At 46.2% G+C, this 14044-nt stretch carries 6 protein-coding genes; 4 read left to right on the top strand and 2 right to left on the bottom strand.

The window, feature by feature from the left end; translation table 11 throughout:
• Window positions 1–3: 3 nt before the first annotated feature.
• Both tsaE and DWW91_RS03945 read right to left on the bottom strand, forming a co-directional pair.
• Window positions 4–423 carry a tRNA (adenosine(37)-N6)-threonylcarbamoyltransferase complex ATPase subunit type 1 TsaE gene (tsaE, locus tag DWW91_RS03950; protein ID WP_009860177.1) on the bottom strand — a complete coding sequence of 140 codons (420 nt, stop codon included), beginning with the start codon at window positions 421–423 and terminating at the stop codon, window positions 4–6.
• A gap of 79 nt (window positions 424–502) precedes the next feature.
• Complete coding sequence (locus tag DWW91_RS03945; protein WP_122327013.1) at window positions 503–2053, bottom strand: PglZ domain-containing protein; 1551 nt, start codon at window positions 2051–2053, stop codon at window positions 503–505.
• A gap of 303 nt (window positions 2054–2356) precedes the next feature.
• Here DWW91_RS03945 and DWW91_RS03940 point away from each other — a divergent pair, with 303 nt between their 5' ends.
• From DWW91_RS03940 to DWW91_RS03925, 4 genes are all read left to right on the top strand, one after another.
• The gene (locus tag DWW91_RS03940) at window positions 2357–6499 is read left to right on the top strand and encodes a two-component regulator propeller domain-containing protein (RefSeq protein ID WP_122327012.1); all 4143 of its coding nucleotides are present in this window, start codon (window positions 2357–2359) and stop codon (window positions 6497–6499) included.
• Between the two features lie 19 nt (window positions 6500–6518).
• Entirely contained in the window at window positions 6519–8786 is a 2268-nt protein-coding gene (locus tag DWW91_RS03935) for a sialidase family protein (protein ID WP_122327011.1), read from the top strand.
• 213 nt (window positions 8787–8999) lie between these two features.
• Window positions 9000–12224, top strand: a complete 3225-nt coding sequence (locus DWW91_RS03930) for a TonB-dependent receptor (protein ID WP_233584401.1) — start codon at window positions 9000–9002, stop codon at window positions 12222–12224.
• A 26-nt stretch (window positions 12225–12250) separates the two neighbouring features.
• Window positions 12251–13951: a RagB/SusD family nutrient uptake outer membrane protein gene (locus DWW91_RS03925; RefSeq protein ID WP_122327010.1), complete on the top strand. Its 1701-nt coding sequence runs from the start codon at window positions 12251–12253 to the stop codon at window positions 13949–13951.
• Window positions 13952–14044: the final 93 nt, after the last annotated feature.

The raw sequence follows: 14044 nt of genomic DNA, 5'->3' as shown, positions 1-14044 counted from the left end.
CGGTTATTTCACTTCTACGGTTCGTGATCCGTCGGAATTTTCGCTGATCGTAACGTTTACCACGTCTCCCGGCAGCAACTCTTCGATCTTTTCCGGCCATTCAATAAAGCAGAGGGCGCCACTGTAAAAATAATCTTCGGTTCCTATCTGTTCTGCTTCACTGATCTTATTGATGCGGTAAAAGTCAAAGTGATAGATCAACTCGCCGGTCGTATCGCTGCGATATTCGTTGATAATGGCGAATGTCGGGCTGTTGATCACATCTTCTACGCCCAGCTCTTCGCAGATCGCTTTGATAAATGTTGTTTTTCCGGCTCCCATGTTTCCGTAGAAGGCAAAGACGGTACGGTCATCCATTCCGGCAATGAATTCTTTGGCTGCCTGGCGGATGGTATCTAAATTTTCAATCTTGATAATACTCATGATGTCTATTGATTATTGATCATTTGTAATCTACCCGCAAAGGTATATTAATTTTCAATTTTCAATTCTCAATTTTCAATTATTTTGGTATCATGGTAATAAACGGCACCATCATTTCCTCCATCGAGATACCTCCGTGCTGGAATGTATTCTTGTAATAAGAAACATAATAATTGTAGTTGTTCGGATAAGCGAAGAAGTCATCGTTCATCGCAAATATATATTTGCTGCTCAGGTTAGGAGAGGGCAGGCCTATCTTTTCCGGATCGCGTATCTCCAATACTTCTTTGGGGTTGTAATTCAAATTTTTACCAACTTTGTAACGGAGGTTGGTATTGGTATTCCTGTCTCCTATCACTTTGATCGGGTTATTGACGCGGATTGTTCCGTGGTCGGTCGTAACGATCACTTTATACCCTTTATCGGAGATGCGTCTGAACAACTCCAGGGTGGTCGAGTGTTGGAACCAGGAACGGGTCAGGCTGCGGTAGGCAGCTTCGCTTTGTGCCAGTTCACGGATCATCTTCATTTCTGTCCGGGCATGCGATAACATATCCACAAAGTTCAGGACAACGACATTCAGCTGGTTGTGCGTCAGTGAAGAGATCATATTCAACAGCTTTTCACCGTATTGTGAGTCGTGTACTTTGTTATAAGAGAAGGTGTACTTCTTGCGGAAACGGTCGATCTGTGTCCGGATCAAAGGCTCTTCGTTCAGGTTTTTTCCTTCTTCACTCTCTTCATCCACCCATAAGTCCGGAAACATCTTTTCTATCTGTAAAGGCATCAGGCCCGAAAAAATAGAGTTGCGGGCATACTGTGTGGCGGTAGGAAGAATACTGTAATACAGGCTTTCGTCGAATGTAAAATATTCAGCCAGCAGGTCTTTGACGACACGCCACTGGTCCAGACGGAAATTATCGATCAGGATGAAGAACACCTTTTCATCGTTGTCCAGCAAAGGGAATACCTTTTTCTTGAAAAGATCCGGACTCATCAAAGGACGTTCGGCGGGGTTCTGTATCCAGTTTACATAATTCTTTTTTACGAATTTACCGAAAGCGTTATTAGCCTCTTCTTTTTGCATCCGGAGCATATCGGTCATTTGTACCTGGCTGCTTTCCAGTTCCAGTTCCCAGTAAACCAGTTTCTTGTATAACTCCATCCAATCGTCGGTGGTCAGCGAATCGTTGATCTGCATGCCGATACGGTTGAATTCCTGCTGGTAGCCGACTGTCGTCGTTTCCGAAATAATCACATTTTTATGAACGTTCTTTTTGATGGAAAGAAGCAATTGGTTCGGGTTGACCGGCTTGATCAGGTAATCGGCGATCTTATTCCCGATAGCCTGGTTCATGATGCTTTCTTCCTCGCTTTTGGTAACCATGACGACCGGAACATTGGGATTGATCTCTTTGATCTGTGCCAGTGTCTCCAAACCGGTCAGACCCGGCATGTTCTCGTCCAGGAATATGATGTCGAACGATTGATCCCTGCAACAGTCGATAGCATCCTGCCCGCTGATCACCGGAATCACTTCATATCCTTTATCCTGTAAGAACAAAATGTGAGGTTTCAACAAATCGATCTCATCATCTGCCCAAAGTACTCTGTCTTTCTTTACTGCCATATGTTACCTAAATTATTTCTTACAAATTTAATCGGAATAGTTTACATAATAACGATGCTTGTTCCGGTTTTGTATATTGACCCTTGTTTTTTTACGGTCTTTTATATCCTTGTGTTTTATTTTGTAAATATCATGATAATAGGTGAATAATAATACTTATTATCCCTGATATTCTGATTACAATAACAAAATAGCCCGTAAAAAGTTACAAATATCCCCTATCTGTACAGACAAAAAATGATAAGTTTGTAAACCTGTTATCAGGGATAAAGGAGATGAAACCGATTAATCTATTACTGTTGTATGAATAGAATACGATTTATATATATTATTGTTTGTTTACTCTGTACGATTACTCTCGTACAAGGGGTAGAGAATAAAATCCTGTTTAACCGTCTGGATGTGAACAACGGGTTATCGTCTAATGAAGTGACCTGTATCTATAAAGACCGGAAAGGATTTATGTGGTTTGGTTCGAGTTCAGGACTGAGCCGTTTCGACGGCTATGAGTTCCGCACCTTCCGGCATGAAGTGGACGGTGCGTTGTTTTCGGAAGCCTATGTGACCCAGATTACGGAAACAGCAGACAGAAATCTGTGGATCTCTTATGAAGACGGAAAGGTCGGGGTCTATAATCCGGTTAAAAATATATTTCTGACGTTGGATGAGGCCCGAAAAGAATTGGATTTGCCAGCTAATATATCAGGCGTCTTTCAAGGGAAAGACCTGCAATTGATATTCTGTACTTCAGATAACCGATTGTACGCCTATGATTATTCCACAAGGAAAGCGGTCGTTTATCCGGTTGATCCGTCGGAAGGGCAGGTGTGCGATGTCTATCAGAAAGGGGAGATTCTATATGTGATCCATACCTCCGGTGTAATCGAGATGATCGATTTGCAGCAGGGAAAGTCCATCTTGAAGAACGGCCATCTGAAAAAAGTGTGTAAAGCCAGACGATTCATGTTGTTCATAGATAGTGATAACGAGATCTGGGTTTATCCGGATCCGGAAAGTTATGGGGGATTGTACCGTTTCACTCCGCGGAATGGCAGGTGGAAACAATATAATACTTCTTCGTCTCTTCCCCTGAATTCTTCACTGATACGGGGAGTGGAGGAAGATTCGGAAGGTGTGATCTGGATTGCTGCCGATCATGGTGGCCTGAATCTGCTGGACAAGAAGACGGAAACGATCCGTTACCTGAAGAATAATCCGTTCGACCTGCGGAGTATCAGCCAAAACAGTGTGATCAGTTTATATAAGGATGATACGGGAATTATCTGGACAGGTACTTATAAGAACGGTATCAATTATTATCATGAAAGTATCTTTAAGTTCCGTTCGCTCCGTTATCCGGTTATGGAGGCTGAGGATGCGGAGATCAATGACTGTAATTGCGTCCTGGAAGATCGTTCCGGAAATTTGTGGATCGGGACTAACGGGAACGGATTGTTATATTACAACCGGACTACCGGGCAATACCGGAAGTATCGCCATGATCCGGCTGATCCGTCGAGTATCAGCAGTAACATTGTTGTTTGTCTGGAAAATGATGCCAGCGGTAATCTCTGGATCGGTACTTATGTCGGTGGACTGGATTGTTTTGACGGGAACCGTTTTAAACATTACCATCCTCAGACCGACAGTTTGAAAGAGTTGTCGAACAACAGTGTCTACAGTCTTTATGCAGATGAGGCCGGCAATCTCTGGATCGGCACACTGGGAGGAGGTATGGATTGTCTGGACCTCAAGACGGGGGAATGGTCACATTTCCATTCGGGCGACCCGGAGAATCCATTGGGCTCCGATTATATTTATTCCATATCAAAAGGTAATAAGGATGAATTATTGATAGGCACCTCGTTGGGGGTGAATATGCTTGATACGAAAAGCGGGCGTGTATCTTCTTTTAAAGGGGAGATGAATAGGGGGAAAGTGTTCAATGATAAAGCGATCAATACAGTTTACCGGGATAGCCGTAATCTGTTGTGGATCGGCAGTAATAACGGACTGACCGTCTATGACCCTTCCCACGATAAACTATATCAACTGGATAAAACGAATGGTTTGCCTGACAACGATATTATGTCTATCCGGGAAGATGATACGTATGTTTTGTGGCTTGGGACGAAGAACGGTTTGCTTCAGCTAACCCCGCATTATAAGAAAGACGGAACATATCAGTTCAATTGTATTACTTATTATGAAAATGAGGGTGTACAGGGCCGCGTTTTTAACCGGAACAGTGTATGCCGCTCTGCTTCAGGAGAACTGATCTTCGGAGGAACGAACGGACTGACTGTTTTCAATCCTTCCCGGATAAAGTATAATTTCTATCCTCCGACAGTTGCCGTTACGGGCTTCCTGGTACAGAATGATCAGATTTTGCCCGGACAGCCATATAACGGGCGTATCATCTTGCAGGATGATATCAGCTATTGCAACGAGTTGTCGTTGCAATACGATGAACGTAGTTTTTCTTTGAATATCGCAGCTCTTAGCTATTTTCTTCCGGAGAAGAACCGCTTTTCGTATATAATGGAAGGCTTCGACAAAAAATGGGCTACCATTGATGCGGTAAACCGGAACATTACTTATACTAATCTTTCTCCCGGAACCTATACCTTTCTGTTGAAAGCAGAAAATAATGACGGTGTTTGGGGGCAGGAGCCGATAAAATTAAAGATAACGATCATGCCTCCTTTCTGGGGGACCAACTGGGCGATCTTTTTATATTGTATCCTGGCTGCCATTATCGTGTTCGCTATTATCCGGGGTATTCTTCATATCCAGAAGCGTAAATTCGAGAAAGAACAGGAACGGATACGGGTTAACCAGCTTCATGAAATGGATGAGATGAAATTACGCTTCTTCACCAATGTCAGCCATGAGTTCCGTACACCTTTGTCTTTGATCATTACACCGATAGAGAAGCTGATGAAGAGCGAAAGTAACCTGGAGAATCAGATGATACTGAAGTTGATCTACCAGAATGCAAACCAGTTGTTACGTTTGGTAAACCAGTTACTCGATTTCAGGAAGATCGATGTGCAGGGTGTCCAGTTACTTTTGTCCTCCGGAGATATCGTGTTGTTTGTCAGGAATATTACTTATTCATTTAAGGAACTGTCGGAGAAAAAGAATATTCGTTTTTCGTATACGACTTCCTTCCCTTCGTTGGTCATGAAATTCGATACGGATAAGGTTTTTAAGATCGTATCCAATTTATTAAGTAACGCCTTCAAGTTCACACCTGAAGGAGGGGAGATATCTGTTAACCTGAGCATGCAACAGGATGAGGATGGAAAAAGTATGCTGTTAATCCAAGTCATTGATACGGGGATAGGGATTGAAGAAGATAAATATGATTTGATCTTCAATCGTTTCTATCAGATACCGTCGGAAGATAAATCCGGAACGGTGGTTGGAACAGGCATCGGATTGCATTTATGCCGTGAGTTTGTCAAGTTGCATAACGGTACGATCTCCGTCAGGAGCCAGGTTGGAAAAGGAAGTACGTTTACGGTATCGCTTCCGATCGAACTTCCGGAGATACAGGAGATTATCTCTTCACCGGATAAATCGGATACGGGCGGAGTCGGGGAAAGGACAGGAATATCAGAGGAAAACGAAATATTCGGACAGACACAGCAAGAAAATACGGAGATGCGTACGGAGCCGAATAAACCGACTTTACTCATTGTCGATGATAATGCAGATTTCCGTGAATTCATGAAGTTGAGTTTGAGTGGCTTGTACCATGTATTTACGGCTGATGACGGTGAACAGGCCTGGAAAGTTATTCTGGCAGAACTTCCGGATATGGTAGTCAGCGATGTGATGATGCCGGTAACGGATGGGATCGTTTTGTGTAAACGAATCAAACAGGATATCCGTACATCTCATATTCCGGTAATTCTTTTGACGGCGAAATCGGCAGAAGAGAGTAAAATGACCGGTCTGGAAGCAGGAGCCGACGATTATATCGGCAAACCGTTCAATATGGATATGTTGATTCTGAAGATACAGCATCTGGTAGAAATGAAGAAACGGTTGCAGAAGCAGTTCATGCAATCATCGCAAACAGGTATTCAATTGGCCGATATCCCGATCAGTTCGATGGATGAGCAGCTGATGCGGAAAGCGATAGCCTATATCGAAGAACAAATAGCTAATCCGGAACTTTCTGTCGAGCGGTTAAGCCGGGAGATGGGGATGAGCCGTGTGAACTTTTATAAGAAAACACTTTCGATAACGGGTAAAACACCGGTCGAACTGATTCGTGCAATCCGTATGAAACGGGCAGCGCAACTGCTGGAGAAAAGTCAGATGCGTATCAACGAGGTTGCCAGTGAGGTCGGTTTCAACGACATCAAATTATTCCGTAAATATTTCAAAGATGAATTCGGGACGTTGCCGTCCGACTACATGAAAAAAGAGTAACCATTAATATACAATTACCATGAAAGCCATTTCAATGACCATTACAGGACTTCTGATTCTTTTGTCAATGGGCGGCCAGGGAATTATTGCCCAATCGCTTCGCCCTTCCGTTCCTGTGGAACACTATCGCTGGAAAAGTGTTCAGATCGTAGGCGGAGGATTTGTAGACGGGATTGTTTTTCATCCGAAGGAAAAAGACGTACGCTATTGCCGTACCGATATGGGTGGTGCCTATCGTTGGGATAAGGATACGCAACAGTGGGTTTCTATGCTCGACTGGATCACTTATGACGATAACAATCTGGTCGGTGTGGAGAGTATTGCGGTCGATCCCAATGATCCTCAAACCGTTTATCTTTCATGCGGAACCTATACCCGCAGTACGAACGGGGCTGTCCTTTGTTCAAATGACGGAGGACGGACTTTTACCCGTACCGACATGCCTTTTACCATGGGAGGAAATGAAAATGGCCGCGGTAATGGCGAACGCATGATGGTAGACCCTTTGAATAGCGATATAATCTATCTGGGTACCCGTCTGGATGGTCTTTGGCGTTCAGCGGACCGGGGAAAAAGCTGGCAACAGGTTCGTTCGTTTCTGGATGTGACGAAAGTTATTCCCGAAGGAGGTAATCCGTGGATGCAGGATCGTGGTTGCGGTATTAATTTAGTTTTGTTTGATCCATCGGGCGGCACAGTCGGTAAAGGTTGTTCGACTTTGTATATCGGTGTTTCGCTAAAAGATCGCAACAATTTCTTTGTCAGCCATGATTATGGAGAAAGCTGGCAACCGCTTGCGGGACAGCCGGTACAATACCGCCCCACTCAGGCGGCCCTTTCAGAAGACGGCTATCTGTATATTACGTATGGCAGTAATCCCGGTCCGATGCGGATGAATGACGGGGCGGTCTGGAAATATGATCCTCGCACTGAAAAATGGCAGGATATTTCTCCGGTAAAGGTTGATCCGGATAAAGGGGCTGCTTTTGGATATGCCGCAGTGTCTGTCGATCAGCAGAATCCGAAGCATCTTATTGTCAGTACCTTCAATCGTCCGGTCGCCGGTTCGTATGCGGAAGATGATATTTACCGGACTACCGATGGCGGAAAAAACTGGAAACCTGTTTTTGCTGGAGGTGCCCGCTTCGATTACAGCAAAGCTCCTTATGTGGAGTTTACCCCGTTACATTGGATGTTCGATATTGAAATAGACCCGTTTGATCCCGATCATGCCCTGTTTACAACCGGATATGGCGGTTGGGAGACATTCAATCTCGGTAATATGGATAAAAAAGAACCGACACAGTGGCAAGTGATGAGTACGGGGATAGAGGAAACTGTTCCTTTGGAATTATACAGCCCGAAACAGGGTGCGCAACTGATCAGTGCGATAGGTGACTATGGCGGCTTTACCCATTTGGATTTGGATCGTCCCGTTCCGTCCGGTAGCCATGCCGATCCCTATTATTCCAATACGACCGATATTACCGGGGCAGAAGATCAACCGGATCTGGTTGTCCGTGTGGGGACTGTTTCGCATCATCACCCTGAAGGCAAGCCGTTAGCCTATTCGATGGATGGGGGAAAGAGTTGGCTGGAGCCGGTTTCCCTGCCTCAGGAAAAAGCTCAAAATGGACATGTCGCTGTTTCTTCTGACGGACGAACCTGGATATGGACACCCGACCGCATGCCTGTCTATTATACGAATGACCGGGGGGTAACCTGGTCGACTGCAGAGGGAATCCCAGAGAATCTCCGTGTGATTGCCGACCGTGTCAATCCGAAACGTTTTTACGCTCTCGATCTTTCTGCCGCTGTTTTATATGAAAGTATGGATGGCGGTGTTAGTTTCCGGTCCCGCCGATTGCCTTTTGCCCCATTTGACAGTAAGGCACGCAATGCCCGTGGTGATCGCCGGGGAGGACAGGACCGTGTGTATGCTACGCCGGGAAAGGAAGGCGACTTATGGATTGCCGCTTTTGACGGCCTATATCATGGTCTTCCCGGAGAAGCATTCGTACCCCTGGATAAGGTGCGTCGTATCTACGCTTTCGGTTTTGGAAAAGCCGCGCCCGGTTCGGATTATCCGTCGTTATATCTGGCAGGGATCGTGAACGGGATATCGGGCTTTTTTCGTTCCGACGATGCGGCCCGTGGCTGGGTACGTATCAATGATGATGACCACCAATACGGATTGGTGCTGCACATCTCTGGAGATCCGAAAAGATACGGGAGAGTATACGTCGGTTCGCATGGACGCGGAATTGTTTATGCCGACCCTTATTAGCTATATATCAGATCGATAAATCTATGTGTTTTTCCACTAATGATGGAGGTAAAAACGGGGGAATAAACAAAATTCCCCCATAAAAGACACAATTTATCCCTCTTCATTTACCGTTTTACCCGCATCGTGAAACATTATTTCCTTCGTGTTAGAGGTACATGAACTAATTTTGTTTCAGTTAAAAATTTATTTTTTACTTTAAATCAATTCAGTATGAATAAACACGTTAAAATTTTGTTGACGCTGAAGTCTTTGGGATTTGCATTCTTATTTAGTACCGGTCTTGTTGCCCATGCGGCAGTAGATAACGGTGATGTGAATCCGGCAAGCACAACTGCTATGCAGCAGTCGAAAAAAATCTCTGGTATCATTACAGATGAGAAGGGCGAACCAATTATCGGGGCGAACATTGCTGTAGTCGGTACAACGATCGGTATAATCAGTGATATGGATGGCAAGTACGAACTGGAAGTTCCGGAAGGCGCTGAGGTGAAAGTCTCCTATATCGGTTATAATCCTCAAAGTTTTAAAGTAACCCAGAAGACTTCTTATAATATAGTATTAAAAGAAGACTCCGAGATGATCGACGAAGTAGTCGTTGTCGGTTACGGTACGATCAAGAAAAGCGACATTTCCGGTTCCGTTGTTTCGGTCGACAAGGAACAGATGATGAAACGTAATCCGCTGAACCTCGCGCAAGGGTTGCAGGGCTCTGCCGCCGGCGTGATGGTTTCCAAGAACTCGGGTGACCCGGAAGGGACGGCGACAATCCGTATCCGTGGTGTTGCGACGGTGAACGGCTCGGCCGATCCGTTGTATGTAGTCGACGGAGTACAGGTCGGCAGTAATGCCAACTTTGTAAATCCAGCCGATGTGGAAAGCATCGAAGTACTGAAAGACGCTTCCGCCACCGCTATCTACGGTGCCCGTGGTGCGAACGGTGTCGTTATGATCACGACGAAGAAAGGGGTGAAAGGGGCAACCCAACTCAACTTCTCTGCTAACTTCGGTATCCAGAACATGACCGGTAAGCTGGACGTAGCCGATGCCGACCTTTTTGCCTACTCTGTTCGCCAGGGACGTGCCAACGATAAGGCCTCTATCCAGAACAAAGCCTTTGGTGCAGACTATGCAGGCCGCCTGCGCACCATCGACTGGCAGGACGTTATGACCCGTACCGCTTTGCAGCAGAATTACATGCTATCCGTTTCCGGTGGCAACGATAAGACACAATCGACTTTCTCGGTCGGTTACCTGAATAACGACGGCGTGATACTGGATTCCAACTTCTCCCGTCTGACGGCCCGTGCCAATGTAACTCACAAGGTAAAAGACTTTATCGAAGTAGGCGGTAACGTCGCTTTCGTTCATTCTGAAAAGGTGGGAGGCGGAAACCTCCGCAGCTATGCGACATTGACTCCGACTATGGATTATGTGGATGAAACCACCGGCCAGTTCATCAGCAACGACTGGCGCGCCAATGCAGACGGAACTTACAACGCTTTCATGCAGATCAGCGGTGAAGGCGATATCCAGAAAGGCCAGGATAACCCCTATGCCGCTAAGATGGAAGAAGATAAGACCCCTACCTATGAAAACAAATTTGTCGGCAGTGCCTATCTGAACCTGAATCTGTTCAAGGGATTGCAATTCCGTACGATCGGCTCCTATACGCTTTCGACAGTAGACGGAAGCGGTTTCAACATCGTAAATCCGCGAACCATCACCGCAGCACAGACCAACTCTTTCTGGATGAACCAGTCGCAGGATAATAATATCGAGATCGAAAGCTATTTCACCTATAACTGGAAGAACGATATCCATAACCTGACGGTCATGGCAGGTAATTCGGTCACCAATTACTGGGGCCATTGGGTCTCTTCCAATGCAAGCAATTTCCTGGCAGACACTTATCGCCAGATGTCGTTGACCAGCGACCAGACTTCACGCATCGGCGACGGCGGTTATAATCTGAAGACGCGTTACATCTCCTGGTACGGCCGTGCCATGTACACCCTGATGGACCGTTATATCGTTACCGCTACCGTACGTCGCGACGGTTCGTCCAACTTCGGATCGGGTAACCGTTGGGGTACTTTCCCTTCTGCCGCTTTGGCATGGCGTTTGTCTGAAGAAGATTTTATCAAGAACCTGGATATATTCAGCAACATGAAGCTGCGTTTCGGTTGGGGACAAACCGGTAATGCAGGTAGTGCGACCAGTCTTTCCGTTGCCCAACTCTCTTCCAACCGCATTGCTTACGACTGGGGACAGTTAGGCGGTTCATCTTCCAACTATAATAAGGTAGTCGGCTTCGCCCAGCTGAAAGAGATCGACACCAACCTGAAATGGGAAACGAATACACAGACAAATATCGGTCTGGACCTGGGCATGCTTAATAACGACCTGAACATTACGATGGATTACTTCATCCGTGACTCCAAAAATCTTTTACTTTATCGCAACATGCGCCCGTCTACCGGACACGGACAGGTTTATACCAACGCCGGACATATCCAGAACAAAGGATTCGAGTTTAGCGTATCCTATAACAAACGTTTCGGCGACTGGAACCTCGGTGCTACACTGACCGGCTCTACGTTGAAGAACAAAGTAATCGAAGTGGGCGACCCTATCTATAACAACCTCGATGCGAACGGCGATTTGATCACCGACGACGGCGATAACTGGACCAACCACTCCGTAACGATGGAAGGTCACGCAGTAGGTTCTTATTACGGTTATGTAGTGGAAGGCATCTTCAAGAACCAAGCCGAAGTAGATGCTGCGAATGCTCTTGCAAAAGAGAACGGATACGACGCTTACCAGGTAAATGCCACCACCGTGGGCGATTATAAATACAAAGACCTGAACGGCGACGGCCATATCGACGGTAACGACCAGAAAGTATTGGGGAACGGTTTCCCGAAACTGAATTACGGCCTCACCCTGAATGCCAGTTGGAAGAACTGGGATGCAATGATCTATATGTACGGTATTGCCGGTATGAAGATCAACTCGTATGCCGCCATGAAAATGACCCAGCTATATAAGACCGGCGGCGGTATCCAGAATACATTGAAGGAATACATCAACAACGCCTGGAGCGAATCGAATCCCAATGCCGTTTATCCGCGCATGACTATCGTCGATAACAATACAAACATGAAAGCATCCGATGCTTACGTGAAGAAAGGCGATTTCTTGAAAATAGCGAACATCCAGATCGGTTATACCTTCCCGAAACGTTGGTTGCAGCCGCTCCGCATGGACAATGCACGCATCTTCGCCTCTGTCGAGAACCTCGCATGCTTCTCCGGCTATAATAAATTCGGCGATCCGGAAGTCGGTAATGCAGCAGTCTTGCAAACCGGTTTCGACGGTGGCCGTTACCCCTATCCGCGTACATTCACATTTGGTTTGAGCGTACAATTCTAATTGTTTAATCTTATAATTCGAGTCTTATGAAAAAAATAGTTATATCTGCCTTATCGTTACTCCTTTTGCTTACGACAAACAGCTGTAAGGATTATCTGGAAGTAGACCATTACGATATTCTCCCTGGCGACTTCATGTTCCAGAGTGAAGAAAACGTGGAAGGTGGCCTGATCGGTTGTTACGATACCTTCTATCCCTCCAAAGAAGACAACGAGGCCGGTGCCGACGGTTCTATGTGGGGCTTTAAGCCACAATACATGCTGTCAAACCATCCGACCCTCGACACACAGGCTAGCGGTTGGGATAAAGCCTATTGCACGGAAGACTGGACCTCTTCCAGTTCCGAGTTCCTCTCTTTATGGGTAGGCTGTTATAAGGCGATTTCCCGTTGTAACACCTTGCTCGACGGCCTGGAAAGTATGGACAACGATCTCTTTAGCGAAGGCGAGGTCGGCAAGAAGAAGATCGAAGCGCAGGCACGTGCTATCCGTGCTTACAACTATCTGGCTCTGGCGAAAAACTTCGGACGTGTGCCTATGCTGATGGCTGGCGAGACATATGTAAATACACCTTCCAAGCCGCGCCCGGATACGGAAGATGAAACATGGCAGGTGATTATCGATGACCTCGCATTTGGTGCTTCCGTTCTCGACTGGACACCGATCAACGGCGAATACGGACGTATAACAAAAGGCTTCTGTTTAGGTTATCAGGCTGAGGCCCTGATGTATCAGGAAAAATATGCGGAAGCCAAGACTTTGCTGAAAGAAATAATCGACAGTAACACCTATTCACTGGTTCCATGTTTCAGCTATTTGTTCGATCCGGAAAAAGCCTGGCAGACAGAAGACGTTTTTGCTACCGTCATGTGGACGGATAACGGGAATAACATGTCGGACGTACAGGGATGGTCGCCGACGGAAGATCATTATATGACAGCCTGCTATTGTGCCGCTTCTATGGAATATAACGGCTGGGGTTCCCTGTTTGTTTCCTGGGAATGTTACAATTCGTTTGAAGAGGGCGACCGCCGTCGTGCCGCATCAATGGTGGCTTTAGGCGAGACGAACCCCTGGACCGGACAGACGATCGGTGCCAACGGCGCTCCGAATGTAAAGACCGGTTCCGAATATATGCCAAATATCTCCAGCCTGAAATACTGGCGTGCCAACTGCGACTATGGTTCAACTATCAACCAGCCGTTCACCATGCACCTGCTGCGCTATGCTGGTATCCTGTTGAATTATGCGGAATGCAGCTTCCATACCGGCGACGAAACAAGTGGCTGGGATGCAATCCGCCAGATCCGCGAACGTGCCTGGGGAAACCACGAAGTAGGCCTGAGTGATCCGGAATATCCGATCGCAATGCAAAGCGAAACTGTTTCGGTTCCTGATGCAAGAACTTATTATACAAGATATAAAGCCGAAAAAGGTTATTCTGCCGACGTATGGATGATAGCCGTCAATATGGAACGCCGCCATGAGTTCAATGCAGAATTTAGCCTGTTCTATGATTTGAAGCGTACGGGAATGATCGAGGAATTCATCAATCTGGAATATCCGAAGGGAGTAGGTACTGCTCCGGGATCGGATGCCGCTTATCAGGACTGGCGTACCTATCGTACATTCGATTATAACAAGGATAAGATGCTTTATCCGATTCCTTATCAGGAAATCCTGACGAATGCGGAGATCGGACCGGAAGATCAGAATCCCGGCTATTGATTGTAAACGTTTATTATAGGAAGCAGGGGGTGTTAAAGTCTGTTGTAGGAAAGACCTATAACACCCCCTCTATTTCCTTTCACGGAAGAAAAC

The sequence above is a fragment of the Parabacteroides sp. AF17-3 genome, assembly GCF_003635445.1.
GTDB lineage: Bacteria > Bacteroidota > Bacteroidia > Bacteroidales > Tannerellaceae > Parabacteroides > Parabacteroides goldsteinii.
This window is presented reverse-complemented; position numbering and strand designations above follow the sequence as displayed.